The sequence below is a fragment of the Haloarcula regularis genome (assembly GCF_029338315.1).
Classification (GTDB): domain Archaea; phylum Halobacteriota; class Halobacteria; order Halobacteriales; family Haloarculaceae; genus Haloarcula; species Haloarcula regularis.
This window is the reverse complement of the sequence record NZ_CP119794.1, coordinates 2530302-2553646: the sequence shown is the minus strand read 5'-3', so window position 1 is coordinate 2553646 and position 23345 is coordinate 2530302. Positions and strand designations below refer to the sequence as shown.

20 protein-coding genes and 3 pseudogenes are annotated in these 23345 nt (G+C 66.9%); 17 read left to right on the top strand and 6 right to left on the bottom strand.

The features are described 5' to 3' along the window. Position 1 precedes the first annotated feature (1 nt). A complete protein-coding gene (locus P1N55_RS13755; protein ID WP_276276104.1) occupies positions 2 to 502 on the bottom strand; it encodes a VOC family protein in 501 nt (166 codons plus the stop codon). A gap of 94 nt (positions 503 to 596) precedes the next feature. On the opposite strand from P1N55_RS13755, the gene P1N55_RS13750 reads away from it, so the two are divergent. The 6 genes from P1N55_RS13750 (at position 597) to P1N55_RS13725 (ending at position 6132) form a co-directional block, all read left to right on the top strand. After that, positions 597 to 1022 (top strand): secondary thiamine-phosphate synthase enzyme YjbQ, encoded by a 426-nt coding sequence (locus P1N55_RS13750; RefSeq protein ID WP_276276103.1) that lies wholly within the window; start codon positions 597 to 599, stop codon positions 1020 to 1022. Positions 1023 to 1070: 48 nt separating this feature from the next. Further along, entirely contained in the window at positions 1071 to 1760 is a 690-nt protein-coding gene (locus P1N55_RS13745; protein WP_276276102.1) for a triose-phosphate isomerase, read from the top strand. A 63-nt stretch (positions 1761 to 1823) separates the two neighbouring features. Beyond that, positions 1824 to 2576, top strand: a complete 753-nt coding sequence (locus P1N55_RS13740) for a glutamine amidotransferase (protein ID WP_276276101.1) — start codon at positions 1824 to 1826, stop codon at positions 2574 to 2576. Positions 2577 to 2615: 39 nt separating this feature from the next. Continuing rightward, positions 2616 to 4064, top strand: coding sequence for a rhamnulokinase (locus P1N55_RS13735; protein ID WP_276276100.1), 1449 nt, complete (start codon positions 2616 to 2618; stop codon positions 4062 to 4064). 65 nt (positions 4065 to 4129) lie between these two features. Beyond that, the gene (locus tag P1N55_RS13730; protein ID WP_276276099.1) at positions 4130 to 5227 is read left to right on the top strand and encodes a mandelate racemase/muconate lactonizing enzyme family protein; all 1098 of its coding nucleotides are present in this window, start codon (positions 4130 to 4132) and stop codon (positions 5225 to 5227) included. Between the two features lie 95 nt (positions 5228 to 5322). Beyond that, on the top strand, positions 5323 to 6132 hold the full coding sequence (locus P1N55_RS13725) for an SDR family NAD(P)-dependent oxidoreductase (protein WP_276278736.1): 810 nt from the start codon (positions 5323 to 5325) through the stop codon (positions 6130 to 6132). A 12-nt stretch (positions 6133 to 6144) separates the two neighbouring features. On the opposite strand, the gene P1N55_RS13720 is transcribed toward P1N55_RS13725, so the two are convergent. After that, complete coding sequence (locus P1N55_RS13720; RefSeq protein ID WP_276276098.1) at positions 6145 to 7317, bottom strand: enolase C-terminal domain-like protein; 1173 nt, start codon at positions 7315 to 7317, stop codon at positions 6145 to 6147. Between the two features lie 218 nt (positions 7318 to 7535). Between P1N55_RS13720 and P1N55_RS13715 the strand changes: the two genes are divergently transcribed. From P1N55_RS13715 to P1N55_RS13700, 4 genes are all read left to right on the top strand, one after another. Continuing rightward, complete coding sequence (locus P1N55_RS13715; RefSeq protein WP_276276097.1) at positions 7536 to 9224, top strand: ABC transporter substrate-binding protein; 1689 nt, start codon at positions 7536 to 7538, stop codon at positions 9222 to 9224. Between the two features lie 108 nt (positions 9225 to 9332). Further along, the gene (locus P1N55_RS13710; protein ID WP_276276096.1) at positions 9333 to 10229 is read left to right on the top strand and encodes a carbohydrate ABC transporter permease; all 897 of its coding nucleotides are present in this window, start codon (positions 9333 to 9335) and stop codon (positions 10227 to 10229) included. Then, positions 10226 to 11062, top strand: a complete 837-nt coding sequence (locus tag P1N55_RS13705) for a carbohydrate ABC transporter permease (protein WP_276276095.1) — start codon at positions 10226 to 10228, stop codon at positions 11060 to 11062. The genes P1N55_RS13710 and P1N55_RS13705 overlap by 4 nt, the downstream gene beginning before the upstream one ends. Before the next feature lie 2 nt (positions 11063 to 11064). Further along, positions 11065 to 12168 carry an ABC transporter ATP-binding protein gene (locus tag P1N55_RS13700; RefSeq protein ID WP_276276094.1) on the top strand — a complete coding sequence of 368 codons (1104 nt, stop codon included), beginning with the start codon at positions 11065 to 11067 and terminating at the stop codon, positions 12166 to 12168. A gap of 106 nt (positions 12169 to 12274) precedes the next feature. On the opposite strand, the gene P1N55_RS13695 is transcribed toward P1N55_RS13700, so the two are convergent. Continuing rightward, complete coding sequence (locus P1N55_RS13695) at positions 12275 to 13495, bottom strand: ABC transporter permease (protein ID WP_276276093.1); 1221 nt, start codon at positions 13493 to 13495, stop codon at positions 12275 to 12277. A 59-nt stretch (positions 13496 to 13554) separates the two neighbouring features. Here P1N55_RS13695 and P1N55_RS13690 point away from each other — a divergent pair, with 59 nt between their 5' ends. After that, the gene (locus P1N55_RS13690; protein WP_276276092.1) at positions 13555 to 14628 is read left to right on the top strand and encodes an ABC transporter permease; all 1074 of its coding nucleotides are present in this window, start codon (positions 13555 to 13557) and stop codon (positions 14626 to 14628) included. Positions 14629 to 14694: 66 nt separating this feature from the next. Then, positions 14695 to 15393: a cyclase family protein gene (locus tag P1N55_RS13685; protein WP_276276091.1), complete on the top strand. Its 699-nt coding sequence runs from the start codon at positions 14695 to 14697 to the stop codon at positions 15391 to 15393. A gap of 16 nt (positions 15394 to 15409) precedes the next feature. Here P1N55_RS13685 and P1N55_RS13680 read toward each other — a convergent pair whose 3' ends face one another. Beyond that, a complete protein-coding gene (locus P1N55_RS13680) occupies positions 15410 to 15724 on the bottom strand; it encodes an aldolase/citrate lyase family protein (RefSeq protein WP_276276090.1) in 315 nt (104 codons plus the stop codon). 155 nt (positions 15725 to 15879) lie between these two features. After that, positions 15880 to 16089 (bottom strand): annotated as a pseudogene (locus P1N55_RS19795) (aldolase/citrate lyase family protein); the annotation flags it as partial. 317 nt (positions 16090 to 16406) lie between these two features. On the opposite strand from P1N55_RS19795, the pseudogene P1N55_RS13670 reads away from it, so the two are divergent. The 4 genes and pseudogenes from P1N55_RS13670 (at position 16407) to dmpG (ending at position 20561) form a co-directional block, all read left to right on the top strand. Then, positions 16407 to 17167: pseudogene (locus tag P1N55_RS13670) on the top strand (IclR family transcriptional regulator). Positions 17168 to 17723: 556 nt separating this feature from the next. Then, on the top strand, positions 17724 to 18482 hold the full coding sequence (locus P1N55_RS13665; protein WP_276276087.1) for an HpcH/HpaI aldolase family protein: 759 nt from the start codon (positions 17724 to 17726) through the stop codon (positions 18480 to 18482). Positions 18483 to 18589: 107 nt separating this feature from the next. Further along, on the top strand, positions 18590 to 19531 hold the full coding sequence (locus P1N55_RS13660) for an acetaldehyde dehydrogenase (acetylating) (RefSeq protein ID WP_276276086.1): 942 nt from the start codon (positions 18590 to 18592) through the stop codon (positions 19529 to 19531). Beyond that, complete coding sequence (gene dmpG / locus P1N55_RS13655; RefSeq protein WP_276276085.1) at positions 19524 to 20561, top strand: 4-hydroxy-2-oxovalerate aldolase; 1038 nt, start codon at positions 19524 to 19526, stop codon at positions 20559 to 20561. Before P1N55_RS13660 ends, dmpG begins: the two co-directional genes overlap by 8 nt. 562 nt (positions 20562 to 21123) lie before the next feature. Here dmpG and P1N55_RS13650 read toward each other — a convergent pair. Then, a pseudogene (locus P1N55_RS13650) lies at positions 21124 to 22340 on the bottom strand (Tm-1-like ATP-binding domain-containing protein). A 214-nt stretch (positions 22341 to 22554) separates the two neighbouring features. On the opposite strand from P1N55_RS13650, the gene P1N55_RS13645 reads away from it, so the two are divergent. Beyond that, positions 22555 to 23334 carry an SDR family NAD(P)-dependent oxidoreductase gene (locus tag P1N55_RS13645; protein WP_276276084.1) on the top strand — a complete coding sequence of 260 codons (780 nt, stop codon included), beginning with the start codon at positions 22555 to 22557 and terminating at the stop codon, positions 23332 to 23334. Positions 23335 to 23345: the final 11 nt, after the last annotated feature.

Genomic DNA, 23345 nt, shown 5'->3' with positions numbered 1-23345 from the left:
CTCAGACCTTGTTCGCGTGCATGTGCTCGTAGCCCCGGGAGTGGAGCTCTAATATGTTCCCCCACGGGTCCGCACAGTAGCACATCTTGTAGTCGGGTTCCTCGGGGAATATCTGCCAGACCTTCGAGGACAGCCGCTCGCCGCCGGCCGCGACGATCTCCTCGACCTTCGCCTCGATGTTGGGGTCCTGAACGCAGAAATGGGAGAGACCGGCCTCCGTCGGGTCGGGATCGTTCTGCTCGACGCCCTCGAACTCGAACAGCTCGAAGCCGACGTGGTCGCCGGTGGCCATGTGGGCGATCTTCATCTCGCCGAAATCTTTGCCGATGGCGTCCTGGGCCAGCTTGCCGAAGTGGCCCTCGCCGGCCTGGACCGTGTCGGGTTCCATGACCGGTGTGAAGCCCAGCACGTCCTGGTACCACTCGAACGCCGCCTCGATGTCGCTGACGGCTAGCCCGACGTGCCCCATCACGCGCGGGTAAGCCTGTTCGGAATCAGACATATACCCACCGACCGCACCGAGCTACAAAACCGTTTTGTGAACCGTCACCGTGCAGACACGAATATTTAACTGTCGGTTCCGAGAGTCGTGAAGTATGCAGATACACAAGCAGACGGTCTCCGTCGAGAGCACCGACCGGTTCGACATCCAGAACGTGACGCCGGAGGTCACGGCCGCCGTCGAGGAACTCGGCGTCGAGAACGGCATCGTGTGGGCCTCGACGCCCCACACCTCCGCGGCCCTCTCGACCAACGAGTTCGAGGAGAAGCTGCTCTTCGACCTGAAACAGCACTTCATCCAGATGGCGCCGCCTGACGACGGCTACTACCACGACCTGGACCACATCAACCGCGGGGAGCAGCCGAACGCCCACGCCCACATCCTCTCGGCGATGATAAAGCGACCCGTCCTCACCCTGCTGGAGGACGGCGAACTCGACCTGGGGACCTGGGAGGCGGTGATGCTGTTCGAACTCTGTGGGCCCCGCGAGCGGGAGGTGGACGTCGTTGTCCTCGAGTGAGCGTCACTCGGTCACGGCGGCGGAGAATACGGACGCGGGGGCGACACGATGACCCGCGAGCACAACCTGACCTACCCCTACTTCCAGATCAACTTCAAGATATACCCGGGAACCGGCGGCGCGGAGGGGCTGGAGTTCGCCCGCATGATAGAGCGCGTCGAATCCGAGACGGCCGCCAACTTCGTGCTCACCCCCCAGGTGCCCGACCTCCGGATGATCGCGGCCGAGACGGACCTGACCGTGACGACGCCGGCGGTCCACAGCGCGGAACCGGGCCGGGGCATCGGGAAGATACTCCCCGAGACCATCCGCGAGGCCGGTGCCGAAGGCGCGGTCATCAACCACGCCGAGAACCGCGACACGCTCGCGGACGTCGAGCGGAAGATCGAACGCTGTCGCGAGGCGGACTTAGACTCCATCGTCTGTGTCGATAGCGTCGAGATGGGGCGGGCCGTCGCCGCCTTCGACCCGGACTCGCTCGTCTTCGAGAAACCCGACGACATCTCGACCGACCGCGCCATCACCCAGACTCACCCCGACCGGGTCCGGGCGTTCGTCGCGGCCATCGACGAGGCGAACCCGCGGACGACGGTGCTCGTCGGCGGCGGCATCTCGACGGCCGAGGACGTCCGCCTGGCCTTCGAGCAGGGCGCCGACGCCACCGGGGCGGCCTCGGCCATCTCGCTGGCCGACGACCCCGAGGCGCGACTGCGCGCCATCGCCGAGACCTTCGAGTGAGTCGTCGCGGCGGTCAGGCGACCACCGAAAGGGCTTAGCGGCCGGTGGTCGACAGTTCGTGTCGTGAGTGACGTTAGCGCACTTCTCGTCGGCGAGTCCTGGCACACGGTCGAGTACCACACGAAGGGGTTCGACACCTTCTCGAGTGCCTCCTACACCGAGGCGATAGACCACGTCCAGGCAGCCCTCGAGGCCGACGGCGTCGAGACGACCTACCAACCGTGTCACGTCGCCGCCGCGGAGTTCCCGGAGACGGCCGCCGACCTCGCCGACTACGACGTTGTCGTCCTGAGCGACATCGGCTACAATACGCTGGCCATCCCGCCGGCGACGTTCGCCGAGGGCACCCGGCGGGCCGACCGACTGGGCTTGCTTGAGAGCTACGTCCGGGCCGGCGGCGGCCTGCTGATGATCGGCGGCTATCTCTCCTTCCAGGGCATCGAGGGGAAGGCGAACTACGCCGGGACGCCCGTCGAGGAGGCGCTCCCGGTCACGCTACAGCGCCACGACGACCGAGTGGAGCGACCCGACGGCGTCGTCGCCGAGACGGTCGACGGCGACCACCCGGTGACCGAAGCCATCGACGAGGAGTGGCCCGACTTCCTGGGCTACAACCGGTTCACGGTCGACGACGACGCCACCGAGCTGGCCCGCCTGGACGAGGACCCACTGCTCGCCGTCGGGCCTCACGGCGAGGGGCGGTCGGCGGCGTTCGCGAGCGACTGTGCCCCCCACTGGGGCCCGACCGAGTTCGTCGAGTGGGAGCACTACCCGACGCTGTGGGCGTCGCTGGTCCGCTGGCTGGCCGGCGAGTGACCTGAACACTTTTGGCATCACCAGCAGACGTGATATCCAATGCCATACCGTCTGGCCATCGACGTCGGGAGCAGCAGCGTCAAGATCCACGCCGGGTCGCTCACCGACGGCGAACTCACCTTCGAACCGGTCACGCGACTCGACAACGAGACGACCTGGGAGGACGATCGTCACGTCTGGGACGTCCCGGCGCTGACCGAGGGGTTGCGCGAGGGCATCGCGGTCGCGAGCGAAGAGTACGACATCGCCTCGGTCGGCATCGACGCGACGGCCCTGGACTTCGGCTTGCTGGCCGACGGCGAACTCCTGCGGAACCCCTACTTCTACCGTGACCCGTCGCTGTGGTCGGAGCTGGACCGGACCACCGCCCGCTGTTCGGAGCGCCGGGCATTCCACCTGACCGGCTACAACGGGGCGCCGGGGCCCATCCATTACCAGTACAACGAGACACCCGACCTGTTCGAGGCGGCCGACACCATCGTCCCGCTCCCGCAGCTGCTCGGCCACCAGCTGGGCGGGACCGCCGAGACCGAGCGGTCATACGCGATGACGCTCCAGGTGTTCGACATCCGCTCGGAGACCTGGGCCGACGAGCTCATCGAGGCGCTGGGGCTGCCCCGCGACCTGTTCGCCGACCCGGTCCCCGCCGGGACCGTCGCCGGAACCGTCGACCCGACGGGGCCGGACGGCATCGAGCCCGACATCGTCCTCCCGCCGAGCCACGACACCGCCTCGGCGGTCGGCGCGCTGCCGCTGACCGGCGAGAACAACGCCTGGCTCTGCACCGGGTCGTGGTTCATCCCGGGGCTGGAACTGCCCGACCCCATCGTCACCGACGAGGTGTACGACGCCGGCGGGTCCAACGAGGTGGGGGTCGAGGGCCGGGTCCGGTTCATGCGGAACCTGCCGGGGTTCAGCCTGCTGGAGCACTGCCGCGACGAGTGGCGCGAGGCCGGCAAGACCTACGAGTACGAGCCGCTGCTCGACCGGGTCGAAGAGCCCGACGCCGACGTCCCGGTCATCGACATCCGCAGCGACGCGTTCCTCGATGCCCAGTTCGACGGGGACGTGCAGTCGCGGGTTCGGGACGTCTGTGAGCGGACCGGGCAGACGCCCCCCGAAGACGAGTTCGAGATGACGAACTGTCTGCTCGTGAGCCTGGCCGCCGGGTCGGCGCTCGTGCTGGACCGTCTGCTGTCGGTCGCCGACGAGCGCGTCGACCGGGTCCATCTGGGAGGCGGCGGCGTCCGCAACGAGCCGTTCTGCCAGCTGTTCGCCTCGGCCATCGGGCGACCGGTCCACGCGGGGCCGACGGAGGCGACGGCGCTGGGGAACCTCCTCGTCCAGCTGCGGGCCGGCGACGAGATCCCCGACATCGAGGCGGGCCGTGAACTCGTCGCCGAGCAGTTCCCGGTGACCGAGTACGAACCGCAGAACCGGGCGACGTGGGGCAGGATCCGGGACCGCATCGAGTCGCTCGAGGCGTGAGACGGGGACCGGCGCGCCACGGGAGAATTGATAAGGCCACGTCGCGTCGCCCCGCGTAGCAACCGATGACGACCGTCACGGACTTCGAGACCGGCCTGTATCGCGTCCCGAACGAGGAAGCCCTCGAAGACGCCACCCAGTCGTTCGACGCGCTGGAGCTCGTCGTCGCGTCGGTGACTACCGACGACGGGCACGCCGGAGTGGGGTTCACCTACACCATCGGCGACGGCGGGAGTGCCATCAGGGAGTTCCTCGAGTCGACGCTGCGCGACCACGTCGTCGACGCGGGGGCCGCCCCCCGCGCCGCGCGTGAGCGACTCCGCGCCGCGACCACCTTCGTCGGCCGCGAGGGCGTCTCCGAACTCGCCATCACCGCCGTCGAGGTGGCGCTCTGGGACCGCCTCGGGCGGGCGCTGGACGCGCCGCTGTACGAACTGCTGGGCGGCGAGCGCCGGTCGGTCCCGGCCTACCAGACCGACGGGGGCTGGCTCCAGTACGACACCGAGACGCTCGTCGAGAACGCTGCGACGGCCGCCTCGCGGGGGTTCGCCGGCATGAAGATGAAGGTCGGCCGCGGCCACGCCGAGGACGCGGCGCGCATCGCGGCCGTCCGCGAGGCGCTCCCGCCCGAGATGGACCTCATGATCGACGGGAACTGTTCGTACTCCGTGCCCGAGGCCCGGCGGCTGGCCGAGCGCATCGACGTCCCCGTCGACTGGTTCGAGGAGCCGCTGCCGAAGGGCGACTACACCGGCCACGCCGACCTGCGGGACCGCATCGACGTCCCGGTCGCGCTGGGCGAGAACCTCTACTCCGAGCACCAGTTCAAACAGGTACTCGCGACGGGCGCGGCCGACGTCCTCCAGCCGGACGTCTGCCGGGTTGGCGGCGTCTCGCCCTGGATGACCGTCGCCGAGATGGCCGACGCGTGGGGCCTGCCGGTCTCCCCACACTACGTCGAGCCGATCCACGTCCATCTGGCCGCGGCCGTCCCGAACGTCCCCTACGTCGAACACCACTCGACGGTCCTCGACGGGGTGCTGGCCGCGCCGCTGGAACTCGAGGACGGGTCGCTCCGCCCGCCGTCTGCCCCCGGCCACGGCATCGAGTTCGACGGCCTCGAGGAGTACCGCGTCGCCGGTGGCGTCGACGCCCTCGACTGAGCGGGGCCGGCGGCTCGACACCCGCGATGCAGCCGGGCCGCCGACGACCGGGCGCAGGTGACGTCAGCGCGGGCCGACCGGGGCGAGAACAAAGTATAAGAGCCGTCCGTCGCACTCCCCGGTATGGGACACTGAACCCCGACTTTACTGACGAGACGGTCATCGTGACGGGCGGCGCCTCCGGCATCGGCCGGGAGATCGCCCAGCAGTTCGGCGACGCCGGCGCGACGGTCATCGTCGCCGACTTAGACGAGGAACCGAAGATCGGCGACACGCCGACCCACGAGCGCATCGAGGAGGAGGGCGGCGAGGCGGCGTTCGTCCGGACGGACGTCAGCGAGCGCGACGACATCGTGACGCTGGTCGAGGCGGCCCGCGAGTACGGCGGCGTCGACGTCATGATCAACAACGCGGGCCTGTTCATCGAGGGGTCCATCCTCGAACTGGACCCCGAGGACTTCGAGGCCATCCACAACGTCAACGCGAAGGGCGTCTACTTCGGGACGCAGGTCGCCGCCAACGACATGCTCGACCGCGGCGAACCGGGGACCATCATCAACACCGCCTCGATGAGCTCCCACTACGCGCAGTACGACCAGGTGCAGTACGACTCGACGAAGGGCGCCGTCCGGATGATAACCCGCGGGTCGGCGCTGGAACTCGCCGAGCACGACATCCGCGTCAACGCCGTCGCCCCCGGCCAGATCGCGACCGAGTTCGCCGAGGGCTGGTCGGAGGAGGCGGCCGAGAAGGCAGCAAACGACGAACTCATCAAGATGATTCCGCTGGGGCGTGCGGGCACGCCCGAGGACGTCGCGCCGGCCTACCTCTACCTGGCCAGCGACGCCGCACAGTACGTCACCGGCGAGCTCCTGTGGGTCGACGGCGGCTGGCAGGTCTTCTGAGCGGGCGCCCAGTCACTCGTAGACGTGGACGCTCCCGGTCGCGTTGTCCTCGATGTACTCCCAGTCGTAGTCGACGCCCAGGCCGGGGCCGTCGGGGACCGGGACGGTGCCCTCGTCGTCGATGCTGTCGAAGGTGTCGCTGTAGTCGCCCTTGTACACCGGCGGGACCGGGTTCTCGACCTCCGGGTGGAGCAGCGCCATCTCGTAGTAGTTCGAGTTGCGCGTCGCGGCCATCACGTGGCGCTGTGCCGGGCCGGGCGCGTGGTACTCCACGTCCAGGCCGAAGCCCTCGGCGACGTTGGCCACCTTCATCGCGCCGGTGATGCCGGCGTCGTACTCGGGGTCTGCCCGCACGAAGTCAGTCGCCTCGTTGGCGATGAAGTCGGTGTGGATCTCCAGCCCGCGGATGTGTTCGGTCTGGAGGATGGGCGTGTCCATGTGGTCGGCCAGTCGCTTGTGGCCGTGCTGTGAGGTGCCGGCGTCGCGGTAGGGGTCCTCGTACCAGAAGAAGCCCTCCTCGTCACAGGCCTGGCCGACCTTCAGGGCGTCGGCCCAGGTCTCGTACTGGCAGGCCGGGTCGTGCATCAGGTCCATCTCGTCGCCGACACGCTCGCCGACGGCGTGGACCGTCTCGACCTCACGGTCGATGTCGCCCCACGCGTCGTTCTCCCAGGTGTGGATCTTGAACCCCTGGTAGCCCGCCTCCAGACACTCCTCGGCGAAGTCGGCGAAGGCCTCGGGCGAGTCCAGGCCGCCGTTGACGTCTGCTTCGTACGTCGACGCGTACGCGGGCAGGCGCGTCCGGTACGTGCCGAGCAGCTCGTGGATGGGCGCGTCGTAGTACTTCCCGGCGAAGTCCCACAGCGCGATGTCGATGGGGCCCATCCCCATCCGGTCGTACTTCCGGAGGGCACGCTTGAGTTCCGACCAGTGCTTCTCGCGGTGCAGCGGGTTCTTGCCCACGAGGTAGTTCGCGAACATGTTGACCTGTGCCGCTCCGGGTGAGTTACTGCCGACGTACTCGCCGGTGATGCCCACGTCGGTGTGGACCCGGAACCCGAACAGCTTCCGACGGGTCGTCGTCCCGGGTTGATACACCAGGCAAAAGCCGTTCGGACTATAGCCGACGTCCTCGATTGGGAACGAAAACTCGATGCTCTCGATCTTGGTTATTTCCGGCGCCATAGCTGAACGTCTGCCACCGACACAAATAAATGTGGGTGGGGCGACACGGCCCGTCCGCCCGCTCTAGAGGGTCAGGGGAGGATTGGAGGATTATCTGAACCTACGTGGGAAACAAGCCGACGTGGTTCGATTCATGGACGGCCTCGAGCGGAATTGTACATAATCTTGCCGGTAAAAAGCCAAAGTGTTTTTACTCCGCACCAAATGTGTGCTATCGTATGGCAGATAACAGCCCTGTCCAGGGTGGCGAGCCCGGGCAGTTCGGAATGACGCGACGAGAATGGGTGAAATACTTCGGTGCCACAGGCCTGGCAGCGGGCCTCGCCGGGTGCGGCGGCGACGGTGGTTCCGGCGGCGACGGTGGCTCCGGCGGCGACGGCGGCTCCGGCGGTGACGGCGGCTCCGGTGGTGACGGTGGCTCCGGCGGCGACGGGAGCAGCGGGCCGCAGTACTCGTTCCCCATCGAGGACGAGGACGCCTTCAGCGACGTCGAACTCCGCTGGACGACAGACAACTCGGCCGGCCCCCTCTATGCGATGTTCGGTCCGATCATCGAAGAGGAGACGAACATCACGTTCAACGACGGGAAGACGCTCCCGGCGAGCAACTACTACTCCTCGCTGAACACCGAGCTCATCGGCGGCGGTGACGTCCCCTACGACATCGTCCTGAACATCCCGCTGTACCTGGGTGACTTCCAGGCGCGCGGCCTCTTCGAGCCGCTGGACGACTACATCGCCCAGTACGAGGGCGCCCAGGAGTACCTCGACGGCGTCATCGAGCCGTACAAGGAGTTCTACATGAAGTTCAACGGGAACACGGTCGCGATCCCCATCGACGGGGACATCCACAACCTGTTTTACCGGCCGTCGTTCTTCCAGGACGAGAAACACCAGGAGGCCTACCAGGACGAGTACGGCCAGGAACTCCGTCCCCCCGAGACCTGGCCGGAGTTCAACCAGGTCGCGAAGTACTTCACCGAGAACACGGAGGACGGCACCTTCGGGACGCAGGTCTTCGGCGCTCGTCCGTGGAACTTCGGCTGGTTCATGGACCGGGCGGCCTCGCGCGGGGTCATCTACTTCGACGAGGAGATGGAGCCCCAGATCAACTCCGACGACGCCGTCACGGCTCTCGAACACATGGTCGAGTCGATCCAGTACGCGCCCGAGGGGTCCGCCCAGTTCGGCATCGCCGAGACCATCAACCAGTGGCAGCAGGGCAACGTCGTGATGACCCCGTGGTGGATCGACCTCTCGGAGTTCACCGCGCGTGGGGACTTCCCGGTCGTCGGCGACCAGCGCTCGAAGGCCATGCCCGGATGGGAGCAAGACGACGGCAGCATCCGGCGCAACGCCATGATGCTGTACAACCGGCTGTACTCCATCCCGGCCGACCTCCCACAGGAGCGCAAGGACGCGGCGTTCTACGCCATCCACCGCCTGGCTCGCACCCCGATCCACGAGCAGGCGACGGCCGACCCGTTCACCGGGCTCGACCCGTCCCACGAGATGCACTACACCGAGGAGGCGGCGGAGCTGTACACCAAGCCCAACCCGCTCCGGGAGACCGGCGAAGGGTTCCCGGAGAACCCGCCCATCTTCTCGCCCGATACCGACTACGTCGGCGGCATCAGCGCACAGGAACAGGCCCAGCAGCACCTCGACGCGGGCCGGACCAACATGGAAAACGGGTTCCCACAGCCACAGTGGCCCGGGTCGTCCCAGTACACCGAGGACTTCGCCATCCACATCCAGCGCGCGCTGGTCGGCGAAGAGAGCCCACAGGAGGCCCTCGACAACGTGGCGGACAAGTGGCGACAGACGGTCGAAGAGCTCGGGCGTGAGTCCCAGATGGAACACTACAACCGGTTCCTCGACAAGGCGAAGAAGCTGGGCTACGTGTAAACGAGCCCGACCGATGGCATAACCTTCATAATCTATCTTGCTGTGATTCCGAACACACCTTAATCAATCATGAGTACAATCAAAGAAGACCTTCGTCGACGACTACCGGTGGTCGACCGGTTCGCGGACCGTGACCTCGCGCCCTACCTGCTCGTAGGGCCGACCATCGTCACGGTCTTTCTCATCACCATCGGCCCGATGCTCTGGTCGCTCTGGCTGAGCTTCAACCGCTGGGCGCCGGCCTCCATCGCCCACCAGACGCCGTCGTTCAACGGCGGCGCGAACTACGCCTGGCTGTTCAGCCAGGGACGGTTCTGGAACTCCGTGGCGAACTTCGCCTACTACGGTGGAGTCGGCGTGATGCTGCAGGTGGGGCTCGGCCTGTTCCTGGCGCTGGCGCTGTACAACTACGTCGACAACAAGGGCATCCGCATCGCGATGCTGACACTGTTCGCGGTCCCGATGATGATCGCACCGCTGGTCGTCGGCCGCATCTGGCAGCTGCTCTTTCTGCCGGGCGGCGGGACGGTCAACGGCATCCTCGGGATGCTCGGCTTCAGCGCCGTGCCGTGGCTGCAGTCGCGCTGGCTCGGCCTGACCGCCATCATGATCGCCGACACCTGGCAGTGGGTCGGGCTCCCGCTGCTGATCATCTACGGGGGGCGTGCGAGCATCTCCGATACGCTCTACGAGGCCGCGCGGGTCGACGGGGCGTCGCGATGGATGCAGTTCCGCCGCATCACGCTCCCCCAGCTGCGCAACCTCATCGCCATCGCGTTCCTGCTGCGGTTCATGGACGCGTACAAGTTCTTCGACAAGCTCTTTATCATGACCAACGGCGGCCCCGGCACCCAGACCGAACTTCCGACGTACTTCACGTACCTGGTCGGGTTCAGCCAGTTCAACATCGGCCGGGCAGCGGCCCTGACGTGGGTCATCGGTCTCGGATCGGTCATCGCCATGCTGCTGTTCTGGCGGTCGATGAACACGGAGGAGATGGCATGAGCTCCGACACGTCGGGCTTCCAGTGGTTCGGCCGCGGCTTCGTCGCGCTCTACGCGCTGTTCGTCGCGTTCCCGCTCTACTGGACCCTGAACACGGCGCTGAAACCGCTCAACTACATCGGGACGTTCCCGCCGACGCTGTACCCGCGCGGGTTCACCCTCGATTCCATCGTCTGGGTGCTCACGAACTCCCGGGCGGTCAACGCCATCACCAACAGCCTCATCATCGCCTCTGGGACAACCATCCTCTCGGTGATACTCGGCGCGCTGGCGGGCTACGCGTTCTCGCGGTTCGCCTCGCGGATCGATCCCGGCGGCCACGTCTCGTTCTGGCTGCTCTCGACGCGGATGTTCCCGCCGATCGCCGTCGTGCTGCCGATATTCTTCATCTACGGCCAGCTGGGCCTTCAGGACACGCTGCTTGGGCTCATCCTGCTGTATCTGACCTTCAATCTGCCGCTGACGACGTGGCTGATGCGGGACTTCTTCGATAAGATCCCCGTCTCGTTCGAGGAGGCGGCCTACGTCGACGGCTACTCGCGCTTCGAGACGTTCCGGAAGGTCGTCTTCCCGCTCGTGCGCCCCGGCCTCGTCGCGACGATGATGCTCGCCTGGGTCTTCGCCTGGAACGAGTTCCTCTTCGCGTGGATCATCACCGGGAACAACACGTCGACGATAACGACCATCATCCCGACGCTCATCGAGTCGAACCAGATCCAGTGGAACCGCATCATGGCGATGGCAGTCGTCGTCGCCATCCCGCCCACGCTGATCCTGATCGCCTTCCGCGACAACATCATCGAGGGGATGACCCTCGGCATGACTGACATCTAACCATGGCTAAAGTACACGTTCAAGATCTGACGAAGGAGTACGGTTCGCTAGTCGCAACAGACAACGTCTCGCTGGACATCGGTGACGGCGAACTCGTCGTCCTCGTCGGCCCCTCGGGCTGTGGGAAGACGACGACGCTGCGCTCGATCGCCGGGCTCGAGACCCCCACGAGCGGGTCGATCACGTTCGACGACGTCGACATCACGGACAAGTCGCCACAGGACCGGGACATCTCGATGGTGTTCCAGGACCTGGCGCTCTACCCGCACATGACGGCGAAAGAGAACATCGCGTTCCCGCTGCGCGCCGAGGACGGCCACAGCGAGTCCGAGATCGACAGCGCGGTCAACGACATCGCGGAAGTCGCCGACTGTGACGAGTTCCTGGACAAGAAGATCACCTCGCTCTCGGGCGGGCAACAACAGCGCGTCGCCCTCGCGCGGGCGCTGGTCCGCCGCCCCGAAGTATTCCTGATGGACGAGCCGTTCAGCGACCTCGACGAGCTGCTCAAACGGCAGCTGCGCGCCGAGGTCGTCCGCCTCCAGCACGAGTTCGGCGTCACGATGGTCCACGTCACCCACGACCAGGAGGAGGCGATGACGATGGGCGACAAGCTGGTCGTGATGAACGACGGCAACGTCGCCCAGTTTGGCGACCCCGACGAGGTGTTCAGCGAGCCCCAGTCGCTGTTCGTCGCGATGTTCATCGGGTCGCCACAGATCAACCGCTTCGACTGTCACCTCTCGTGGGACGGCGACACTGCCGTCCTCGACGACGGCGAGGTGACCTTTGAGGTCGACGGGCCACTGGTCGACGCGCTCCAGATGGCGCGCGGCGACGAGATAACCGCCTGCGTCCGGCCCCAGCTGCTCAACTGGTCCGACGACGGGTCGGGGGGCGATTTCGCCGTGCCCGTCACCGTCGACGTGGTCGAGAAGATCGGCACCGAGGACGTCGTCCGGTGTCAGACCCCGAACGGGCACGAGGTCACCGCAGAGGTCGCCACCGGCGTCCTCGACGAGGGCATGGAGGGGTATCTCACTTTCACGGCCGAGAGTCTCCACCTCTTCGACGGCCACGACGACGACGCCGAACGGCTCAACTGACCCCGACACCGGACCCCGTTCTCGCGGCCGGCGGCTCTTCGCGTAGCGTACCCCCAGCCGGTGCTCGGTCGGCGAACCACCGAAACCGTAGCCGACGTACTCGCGGTCACGACTCCGTCCCCGGTTCGAAGACGGTCCGCAAGGTGTCGCCGACGACGTACCACGAGACGACAGTCGCGAAGATGGCAGCGAGCGTGAACGCCTCGGTCCACCACGTCGCGACCGGGATGCCGTCGACCGGGAACGTCCCGGAAAAGACCGCGGTCTTGAGTCCCAGCTGGTCGCCCCAGGAGTAGACGTACCCGGAGCTGAGGTGGAGCCAGCCCAGCGTCGCCTCGACCAGGATCAGTTTCGGGACGAAGTAGGTCGCCGTCGTTATCGCCGTCCCGGCGACGTTCGGGACGACGTGGTCCCGAACGACCAGCCACGGACGCCCGCCGGCGGCCCGGGTGGCGGCGACGTACTCCCGTTCGACCGTCGAGAGCGCGTCGCTCCGCACCAGCCTGGCGGTGTTGCCCCAGCTGAGCACCCCGAACACCAGCACCACGAGCCACAGGTTCTTCTGGAGCGGGATCTGAACGATGACGTAGACGAATATCGCGGGAATCACGTCCACGAGGTCCGCAAGCCGCATCAGCGACTCGTCGACCGGGCCGCCGAGGGACGCGGCGACGACCCCGGCGGCGATACCCACCGGCACGACGAACACCGCCCCCGTCAGGGAGACGGCCAGCGCCACGCGCGTCCCGCTCACGACGCCCTCGAAGACGTCGTTCCCGTACGCGTCGGTCCCGAACGGGTGAGATATCGTCCCGTGACATCGCCCTGCGGTGACCGGGCCGGCACAGGTCTCGACGGCGTCGGCTGGCACGCTCGCGCCCAGCGGCGGTTGCAGCGCCGCCACCTGCTGCCCCTGGGCGGCCGTGATGCCGGCGGTCGCTTCGAGCACGTCGACGAGCGACGGGCCGGCGAGGCCGACGACCACGAACACGGCGAGGACGCCCGTCGCGGCGAGCGCGAGCGCGTCGGTCCGGACGGTCGCCCAGTAGCGGCCGGCCAGCCGTCGGGTCCGCGGCGACGGGTCGACGACGACCCAGCCGACCGCGAGCAACGCGGCGCCGAAGGGCCAGTCGATGGGGCTCGGACGGACCCCGAAGGCGACGGGGTCGCCCGCCGGAACCGCGAGCTCCGAGTAGCAAAACAGCCCGACCCACGCCAGGAGAGCGACGAGCGCCACGACCGTCTTCGGCCGCGGGCGCACCGGCCGGTCCGGCGCCGCGTCGAGGTCGAGCGAGTCGAACGTCGGGTCGGTATCGGGTGCAGACACGCGCGGTCACGTCCGGTCGGACAGTCCGTGGGAAGGGTTCAGGGCGGAGGTAAAAATACATGTCCCACGAGAACGGGTATCGACTCAAGGCGTGTCACGGAGATGCAGACGAGTGCGTGGACGGCCGGTCGAGGAGCACCGGCGGGGAGGCGGGTGACCGCGATATGGCGACCGGCCGGTACGTCGCGACACGGCTGCTGTGGACCGTCCTCGCCTTCTACCTCGTCCTGTCGGCGCTGTTCCTGCTTGCCGCCTGGGCGCCGGACCCGAACGCCCGGCGCGTGCAGGTGACCGAGAACCCCGAGGCAGACCAGCTCGAGTCCTATCGCGAGGCGCGGGGCTACGACGACCCGCTCGCCGACCGCTGGCTCGAGTGGGTCGTCGGCTACACGACGGGCGATCTGGGGACGTCGGTCACCTCCGACATCGGCCCCGGGGACAGCTTCGGCCGCCCGATTCTCGCGCTCCTCCGCTCACGAGGGGGCGTGACCGCCGCGTACGTCGTCCCCGCGGTCGTGGTCGCGACGGCGCTCGGGACGCTGCTGGGGTTGTACACGGCAGTCCGGGAGGCGACGGCGCTCGACCGCCTCCTGACGGGATTCGGGTTCGTCCCCGTCGGCGTCCCGGAGTTCGTCCTCGCTGAGGCGGTGGTCCTCGTGGCCATCGACTGGCTGTCGCTGGCGCCGTACTACCGGCCCGGGCGGGCGCTGCTCGCTCCGTCGAACCTCGTGGCCCTGACGCTCCCGATGGCGGTCGTCACGCTGACGCTCTTTGCCGTGCAGTTCCGGTACACGCGCTCGGAGTCGCGGGAGAGGACGGGCGCCGCGTTCGTCCGCCAGCTCGAAGCCAGAGGGGCACCACCGCGGGAGATCGCTCGACAGATCTTCCGGACCGTCGCGCCGACGCTCCTGTCGCTGTTTCTCGTGGAGACGCTGGGCGTCCTGTTCGTCACCGCCTTCGTCGTCGAACTCGTCTTCAAGGTTCCCGGACTCGGGCAGCTGGGGTGGTTCGCCATCCAGAGCCGGGACGTCCAGACGCTGACCGCGGTGACGATGGTCCCCATCGCCCTCGGACTGGTCGGCAACCTCGTCCAGGACGTCGGCCACGCGCTGCTGGACCCCCGCGTCGAGTGAGTCGATGTGGCTGTCAGTGTGACCGACGAGCAAACATTTATTTTGGCTCCGTCTGATTGCTCCATCATGTTCGAACCAGAGGAAATCATCGACCTGAGCAATCCGGTAGAAGACGGCATGCCGGTGTGGCCGACGTTCCCCGAGGTCCAACTGACCAAGACCGCCTGGGCCTCCAGAGACGCCTACACGATGGAGCGCCTGGAGATGAACACGCACACAGGGACCCACCTCGACTCGCCACGGCACTTCATCCCGGAGGGCAAGACGCTCGACGACTTCCCGGTGAGCAAGTTCATGGGGCCGGGCGTGGCCGTCGACCTGACGCCCAAGGAACCCGAGGAGGCCATCACGGTCGACGACCTGGAACAGTACGACGACGAGATCAACGAGGGCGAGGTCGTGATGCTCCACACCGCGTGGGACCAGTACTACGGCAACTCACCGGAGTACGCCTTCGAGTTCCCGTATCTCACCGCCGAGGCCGCCGAGTGGCTCGGGGAGCGCAAGCCGAAGGCGGTCGGCACCGAAGGCGCGAGCGTCGGCGGGTGGACCGGCGAGGTGCCCGGCCACGGGCCGGCGACGGACGTCGGCGCCGACGAGTCACACCTGCCGCTGCTGGAAAACGACATCATCCCCGTCGAAGAGGTCCGGAACCTCGATCAGGTGCTGGACGGCGCCGACTCCCGGCGCGCGTACTTCTTCTACCCGCCGCTGAACCTCCAAGGGACGAGCGGGTCCTCGGTCCGGGCCTTCGCGTTCCTCTGAGGGCCGGGCCGGTCGGTTACCCGGAGTCGACGACGTCCCGACTGTGTTCGAGGGTCTCGCTGAGCCCCCGTGCGAGGTGCATCAGATCGACGCCGGTCGCGACGTAATCGACGTCCCACTCGAGGCGCTGTTCGCGCTCGGCCGCGCTGGTCGCGAGCGTCCCGGTCGTGACGCCCTCCGCCCGGGCGGCCGAGAAGACGGCCTCGACTGCCGCGAGGAACTCGTCGCTCTCCCACTCGCCGAAACAGTCCATCGACAGCGAGAGGTCGAGCGGCCCGACGAAGACGCCGTCGATGCCGTCGACGGCGGCGATGTCGGCGGCGTTCTCCACCGCCTGGCGCGACTCGAGCTGGACGTGTGTGACGAACGAGTCGTCCCTGCCGCCAAGTGCTCGGCCAGCGTCGTCGTGTACCCCGTGGCCCGCCAGGGGCCGATTCCGCGGGTGCCCTCCGGGGGATACCGGCTCGCGTCGACGATGCGTTCCGCTTCGGCCGCCGTCTCGACCATCGGGACCAGGACCCCGTCCGGGTCCAGGTCGAGCGTCCGCTTCAACGTGGTCGGGTCGCCGTCGGGGACGCGGACCAGCGTCTCCGTCTCGCCGTCGACTCCACGGAGCATGTGTTCCATCGTCTCGTAGGACATCGGCGTGTGTTCCGCGTCGAGGGCGACGAAGTCGTAGCCAGCGTCGGCGGCCATCTCGACCGAGAGCGGATGGGGGACGGCCGCCCAGCTGCCGATCAACGGATCCGAGTCTGCAGTCACCGTGTGCAGGCGCTCCGAGTCACTCATACGTCCCTCCAGTCGCGAGCGGGGTATAAAACACCGGTCGAGTCGACCGGGTCCGGGCTGGCCGGACCAGCGACAGCGATCGGTACTCAAATAGAAAACGCTCTGAGAAGACCGAATCACCCGTCAGAGGGCCAAATTTACGCACAGATCCGCGCCTAAGCCGATCGTCCTAGATTCGGTATTATAGAACAACGTTTTTGAGGATTCGGCGTACACAGGGGACTATGGGAAAAGAAGCCAAACACCCGGTCCAGACGACCGCGAAAACCCTCGAGATCATCGAGGCGATCAAATCCCTGGGCGGAGCGGGGTGACGGAACTGGCAGACGAGGTAGCGATGGGAAAGAGCGCGGTCCACAACCACCTCAGCACGCTCGAGGAGTACGAGTACGTGAGCAAGGCGGACGGCGAGTACTCGCTGGGCCTGCGGTTCCTCGAGATCGGCGGGTACACCCGCAAGGAGATGGATCTGTTCGGGATCGCCAAGCCTCAGGTCGACGAACTCGCCGAGGAGACGGGAGAACTGGTCAACGTCGCCGTCGAGGAACACGGTCGCTGTGTCTATCTCTACCGGTCGCGCGGGACCAAGGCGGTGAACCTCGACATCTACGCCGGCCTCCGGGCCGCGATGAACACGACGGCGCTCGGGAAGTCGATGCTGGCCCACATGCCCGACGCGCGGGTCGACGAGATACTGGCCGAGGGATCGTTCGAGCCCGCGACGGCGAACTCGATCACGGGCCCGGCGGAGTTGCGTGAGGAGTTCTCCAAGATCAGGGCCCAGGGCTACGCCGTCGACGACGAGGAGCTGATGAAGGGGCTCCGCTGTGTCTCGGCCCCGATTCTCTCGGACGGGGAGGTCGTCGGCGCCATCAGCATCTCGGCGCCGACGAGCCGCCTCAAGGGGAAACGCCTCGAGGAGGAGTTCCCCGACCAGGTCATCAGCGCGGCCAACGTCATCGAGCTGAATATCGCACACTCGTAGCCGCGTTTTGGTATAGAAAACGCGGTGTACGCACACCCGAATGGGAAGTCTCCCCTGATCGACGATGATCGTGACGAATCGCGTCGTGGCAAGCGGTAACGCACGCTTCTAGTAACATACGTACTCCTGTTAGAAATTCTGGCTGAGGTCGGCAGTCGGCGCGAGCGTGGCCCGGCGACCGACCCGACCCGCCGGGCGGTCAGCTGCCCCTCTGTTCTGAAATAGAGAATGATTGCGTCAGCCGCTGAGACGGGACGCGGATCGAACTGCGGTCACGAGGCAGGGAGTGTGGAGGGGCAGCGGTCACTGCCGGCGAGACCCGGCCGGCGCAGTGACCCTGCCGCCGGCCGGCGAGGCCCGCGTGTATCAGTGGCGGCGAACGGACAGTGAGACAGGGACACACGCGCCCCCGGACCGAACACCCCACCGGCCGACCGAGTCGCCCGGGGCGGCGTGGCCGCGTCTCCGGCACCGCGATGTCCGGCAGTGGTGGGCTCCCCGGGACGAACCGGGGTTCAGGGGGTATTTTATATACGACGGGAGAGAGTGTGGACGTATGCCTCCTCGAAGTCTCAAGCAGCGTCTCGTGGACGGAGAAACGGTCGTCGGAACGTTCGTCAACGTCGATTCGCCCGCAGTCACCGAAGCGGCGACGCTGGCCGGACTCGACTTCACGATCATCGACCAGGAGCACGGCCCGCTGACCGCCGAGACGAGCCTCTCGATGTGCATGGGCGCCGAGGTGGGCGGCGGCGCACCGATAGTCCGCGTCAGGGGCAACGAGGCGCCGGAGATACAGCGCGCACTCGACGTCGGGGCCGCGGGCGTCCAGATTCCACAGGTAGAGAGCCGAGCCGACGCCGAGGCGGCGGTCGAGGCCGCCCGGTTCGCCCCGGAGGGCGGACGGGGGCTCTCTCCGTACGTGCGCGCCGGCGAGTACGGGTTACAGGACGACTACACGGGGACCCAGAACGAACGGACCCTGCTGATAGTCCACGTCGAGGGCCAGGAGGGTATCGACAACCTGGACGGCATCCTCGCCGTCGACGGCATCGACGTGATATTCCTGGGTCCGTACGACCTCTCGCAGGCACTCGGCGTGCCCGGCGAGGTCACCTCCGAACAGGTCGTCGAGACGATGAGCGATATCTGTGACCGCGCCCGGGCGGCCGACACCGTCGTCGGCGCCTACGCCGACACGCCGGCCATCGCCAACCAGTGGATCGAAAGCGGCGTCCAGTACGTCGCCGTCTCGGTGGACTGCTCGCTGTTGCAGGACCGCTTTGCCGAGGTCGCGGACGCCGTCGACAGCTGACCCCCGGTCGGTCCCGGCCGACGGGCCGGCACACTCCGGGACGGCGCCGGGATAGCCCCTCCACGGCCAGGAGTACTCTTAAATGCCTCCATCGAAAAGGCACTCGCATGGCGGTCAAAGCAGCAATCGTCGGTCCCGGTAACATCGGGACCGACCTGATGTACAAGATACTCGACCGGGGAGAGGCGATCGAGCTCGAGCGGATGATCGGCATCTTCCCCGTCGAGGAGTCCGAGGGACTCCAGGCGGCCGTCGACAACGACGTCGCCGTCGGCACCGAGGGCATCGACAGCGTCAGGGAACACGCCGACGAGTTCGACGTCGTCTTCGAGGCGACGAGCGCACACGTCCATCGTGAGAACGCGCCCGTCTACGAGGACCTGGGCCTGTTCGCGATCGACATGACACCCGCCGCGGTGGGTCCCTATACCGTCCCGGTCGTCAACCTGGACGACGTCGTCGGCGAGACGGACAACGTCAACATGGTCACGTGTGGCGGGCAGGCGACGATCCCCCTCGTCTACGCCGTCGACCGGGTGGCCGACGTCGAGTACGCCGAGATGATCTCACACATCGCCTCCAAGAGCGCGGGGCCGGGGACCAGACAGAACATCGACTCGTTCACACAGACCACGGCCGACGGCCTGGAGACGGTCGGCGGCGCGCGGGAGGGGAAGGCGATAATCACCCTCAATCCGGCCGAGCCACCGATCATGATGCGCAACACAATCCACACGCAGGTCCACGAGGACACCGACGTCGACGCGGTCCGGGACTCCATCGGGCGGATGGAATCGGAGATACAGACCTACGTGCCGGGATACGAGGTGACGATGGAACCGGAGGTCAAGACGGGCGACGACGTGGCCTTCGACCTCGGGGATGCCATCATTCTGACGACGATGCTCGAAGTCGAAGGCGAGGGCCAGCACCTGCCCCCCTACGCCGGCAACCTCGACATCATGACCAGCGCGGCCCTGGGGACCGGCGAACGCATCGCCGAACAGGGCTTGCTCGACGGGACCGCCCGGGGGGTGGCCCATGACTGACCGGGACGTTAGGCTGGTCGACATGACGCTGCGGGACGGGATGCACGCCGTCGACCACTCGTTTACCCCCGAGGAGATGGCCGACGTCGCCGCCGCGCTCGACGAGGCGTCCATGGACGTCGTCGAGGTCTCCCACGGCGACGGGATGGGCGGGTCCTCGATCAACTACGGGTTCTCGGCCGCCGAGACCGGCGAGTACCTCGACGCGGTGGTGCCCCAGCTGACCGACACGAAGCTGTCCGTCCTGTTGCTCCCGGGCATCGGCACCGTCGAGGAACTGGACCTGGCGGTCGACCGCGGGGCGGACGTCTGTCGCATCGCTACCCACGTGACCGAGGCCGACGTCTCCCAGGAGCACTTCGAGTACGTCACCGACCGGGGTCTGGAGGCGACCGGCCTCCTGATGCTGTCCCACATGGCGGCGCCCGAGACCGTCCTCGAACAGGCGAAACTGATGGAGGAGTACGGCGCCGACGCCGTCTACGTCATGGACTCGGCGGGAGCGATGCTCCCGAGCGACGTCCGCGACCGGGTGGGACTGCTCGCCGACGAGCTCTCGATAGACGTCGGCTTCCACGCCCACGACAACCTGGGCCTGGCCATCGGGAACACCCTCGCCGGCATCGAGGCGGGCGCGACGACCATCGACGGGTGCCTGCGGGGCCTGGGCGCCGGCTCGGGCAACGCCCAGATGGAGGTGCTGGTCGGTGTCTTGGAGAAGGCCGGCTACGAGGTCACGCCGGACTTCTTCGGTGTCATGGACGCGGCCGAGGACGTCCTCGTCCCGATGGTTTCGGACGACGAGATGCCCGAGATCGACAACGACTCGCTGCTGCTGGGGTACGCCGGCGTCTACTCGTCGTTCCTCCGTCATACCCGCCGGGCCGGCGAGAAGTACGGCATCGACCCGCGCGAGATTCTGCTGGCGCTGGGCGAGATGGAGGTCGTCGGCGGCCAGGAGGACCTCATCACCGACGTCGCCTCACGCCTCGCGAGCGAACGGGACGCGGCCGCCGAGTCCGACGACTGAGCCGCCGCCGGAATCGGAACTCGGTTCCCCCGAATCACTCGGCTGGACAGTGAGAGAACCGAGAGGGAGTACTGTCCGCCGTCGGTCGGCCGTCTCGGTCCCGTCGATCCGAGACGACGAGCCGGTGCCGAACGGCTGCTCCCGTCGAGCGGGCCGTCCTCGTTCAGCACCTGCACAGCGGCCCTTTCGTCCGCGTCTTCCGACCGGCTACGTACAGTCGCGCTCCGACGTGGATGAGGGGCCGACAGAGTGCCGCGGTGTCGGTCAGGGCGTCTGTCGGTTCACGTGGACCACATCCCTCCGACGAACAGCCACGGCGGAAACAGATCCAGAAAGACAGCTTCTGTGAGAAACCTCGAGTTTCATCACATATCGAAGGGGATATTCCGGAAGACAGGGAATAGAATCCACCGTATATATTCAAATTTGGATTAATAAATATATAATACAGCATTTACTGTACGAAAGTTGCGGTGATATCTCTATAAGTTCGGTACGGGGAAGATATTTCGTCTAAATGGCAAGAGGATAGAGTTATCAAGAGAGAACATGTCCCGTTCCGTTAGTCGGCCGGGCCGTCCTGCAGCAGGTCGTGGAGACGGCTGGCGATGGCGACCGCGAACTCCGTGCTGTTGATGTGCGCGTCGACCGACACACACTCGATCCGGTCGTTCAGAGCGCCGCGCATGGCTTCGAAGAGCGCCCGGTCGGCGGCCGGGTCGTGAAACGGTCCGTCTTCGGAATCGAGCATCGACGTCCCCCGGCGCGGGATCGCGAGTACCGTCGGACCCGTCGACGCGTTGAGCTCTCGGCTATCTCCGTGCCGATCTCGGCCGCCTCGTCCGGAGTCGTTCGCATCAGCGTCACCTCCGGATTGTGCGCGTGGAGGGTCCTGTCGCGGAACTTCTTGGGAACCGTGTCCCTGGGTCCGAAGTTGACGACGTCGAGCGCACCCGTCGAGACGACCTGCGGGAGGCCGTGCTCGGCGGCCGCGTCGAGGCGGTCCCGGCCGGCCGACAGGCACCCACCGACCACCTCGTCGGCCCACTCGGTCGTCGTCACGTCGAGCACGGCGTCGATGACCCCGTCGCGGATCAACCCCTCCATCGCGCGACCGCCGGTCCCGTTCGCGTGGAAGACGATCGTCTCGTATCCCCGCTCTTCGAGCCACTCACGGGCAGTCTGGACACAGGGCGTGGTGACGCCAAACATCGTGATGGCGACGGTTGGCCTGTCCTCGACGTCGACGTCGGGTTGCTTCGAGGCCATGCCGACCATCGCGAGCGCGGCGTTGGCGATCACGGTGCGCGAGAGCTGGTTGATACCCTCGAGGTCCGCGACGGAGTACATCATGGCGACGTCGCGACACCCGACGTAGGGTTCGGTGTCGCCCGACGCCACGGTCGAGACCATCAGTTTCGGCACGCCGATGGGCAAGGCCCGCATCGCGGCCGTCGCGATGGACGTGTTCCCCGACCCGCCGAGACCGAGGATACCGTCCAGGGTCCCGTCGTCGTGAAGACGGTTCGCGACAGCGACCGCCCCCTCGCCCATCGCCGTCACGGCCTCGCCGCGGTCTCCCGCCTCGCGGAGTGCCGCGAGACTCGACCCGCCGGCCTCCGCGACGACCGCTGCCGAGGTGTCCGGTTCGATCTCGGGATCGTCCATCACGCCGACGTCGACGAGGTGGACGTCGAGACCCTCGGCCTCGATCACGTCGCGCGCGAACCCGATCTCCTCGCCTTTCGTGTCCAGCGTCCCGACGATGACGACGCTCATCGCGCCCTCACCCCCGGACCCGGGCGGTGGACTGTGCCGCCGCCTCCGAAGACGGTCCGTTTCGGACCCGAACAGTCGATCGATAGCGGTCCCGAGGGTGCGCGGCAGAGACAGGTCGCGAGCACAGTACATTGGTAACACGGACCGAGCGTGAAAAGTGTACGTCCTCAGGCCACCCGTACATTTAGTAGCACGCCGGAAGATGAGGGGAGTGATGACAGTGCTCGATCGATTCCGACTCGATGGACAGACAGCAATCGTCACCGGCGGGAACCGTGGTATCGGCCGCGGGATATCGACATCGCTCGCGGAGGCGGGTGCGAACGTCGTCATCGCGAACCGCGACGAAGCGGCCGGACGGGAGGCCGCCGAAGCGATCGCCGACGACACTGGCGCGACGGTCGAAGCGATCTCCGTCGACATCACGGACGTCGAAGAGGTCCAGGCGCTCGTCGACGCGACGGTCGAGGAGTTCGGGGACATCGACGTCCTCGTCAACAACGCCGGCGTGACGCTGAACACGCCGGCCGAGGAGATGACCCTCGAGGGGTGGCAACGGGTCATCGACATCAACCTGACCGGCCCGTTCAACTGCGCGAAGTACGTCGGACGGGAGATGATCGACGGCGACGGCGGGTCGATCATCAACGTGTCGTCCATCTCTGCGTTCATGGCGAACCACCCGCAGCCACAGGTCTCCTACAACGCATCGAAGGCCGGGCTGGAGGGCTTCAAGAACCAGCTCGCCTCCGAGTGGGCAGAGCACGGTATCCGTGTCAACAACATCAACCCGGGGTACGTCCGGACGGAGATGATCGATCAGGTACTCGAGGAAGACCCCGAGATGGCCGAGGCGTGGTTCGACGAGATGCTGCTCGAAGAGATGGCACGGCCCGAGGACATCGGTCCGCTGGCAGTCTTCCTCGCCTCCGAGGCGTCGGGGTACATGACCGGGTCGTCCGTCGTCATCGACGGTGGGTACCTGGTCCAGTAGAGTCGATAGAC

Excerpts from the sequence above, each read along its gene's own strand:
- P1N55_RS13690 (WP_276276092.1), top strand. The coding sequence starts at position 13,555 with ATGTCCCACGAGAACGGGTATCGACTCAAGGCGTGTCACGGAGATGCA.
- P1N55_RS13730 (WP_276276099.1), top strand. The coding sequence starts at position 4,130 with ATGACGACCGTCACGGACTTCGAGACCGGCCTGTATCGCGTCCCGAAC.
- P1N55_RS13700 (WP_276276094.1), top strand. The coding sequence starts at position 11,065 with ATGGCTAAAGTACACGTTCAAGATCTGACGAAGGAGTACGGTTCGCTA.
- P1N55_RS13750 (WP_276276103.1), top strand. The coding sequence starts at position 597 with ATGCAGATACACAAGCAGACGGTCTCCGTCGAGAGCACCGACCGGTTC.
- P1N55_RS13645 (WP_276276084.1), top strand. The coding sequence starts at position 22,555 with ATGACAGTGCTCGATCGATTCCGACTCGATGGACAGACAGCAATCGTC.
- P1N55_RS13665 (WP_276276087.1), top strand. The coding sequence starts at position 17,724 with ATGCCTCCTCGAAGTCTCAAGCAGCGTCTCGTGGACGGAGAAACGGTC.
- dmpG (WP_276276085.1), top strand. The coding sequence starts at position 19,524 with ATGACTGACCGGGACGTTAGGCTGGTCGACATGACGCTGCGGGACGGG.
- P1N55_RS13745 (WP_276276102.1), top strand. The coding sequence starts at position 1,071 with ATGACCCGCGAGCACAACCTGACCTACCCCTACTTCCAGATCAACTTC.
- P1N55_RS13755 (WP_276276104.1), bottom strand. The coding sequence starts at position 502 with ATGTCTGATTCCGAACAGGCTTACCCGCGCGTGATGGGGCACGTCGGG.
- P1N55_RS13735 (WP_276276100.1), top strand. The coding sequence starts at position 2,616 with ATGCCATACCGTCTGGCCATCGACGTCGGGAGCAGCAGCGTCAAGATC.
- P1N55_RS13685 (WP_276276091.1), top strand. The coding sequence starts at position 14,695 with ATGTTCGAACCAGAGGAAATCATCGACCTGAGCAATCCGGTAGAAGAC.
- P1N55_RS13720 (WP_276276098.1), bottom strand. The coding sequence starts at position 7,317 with ATGGCGCCGGAAATAACCAAGATCGAGAGCATCGAGTTTTCGTTCCCA.
- P1N55_RS13715 (WP_276276097.1), top strand. The coding sequence starts at position 7,536 with ATGGCAGATAACAGCCCTGTCCAGGGTGGCGAGCCCGGGCAGTTCGGA.
- P1N55_RS13660 (WP_276276086.1), top strand. The coding sequence starts at position 18,590 with ATGGCGGTCAAAGCAGCAATCGTCGGTCCCGGTAACATCGGGACCGAC.
- P1N55_RS13705 (WP_276276095.1), top strand. The coding sequence starts at position 10,226 with ATGAGCTCCGACACGTCGGGCTTCCAGTGGTTCGGCCGCGGCTTCGTC.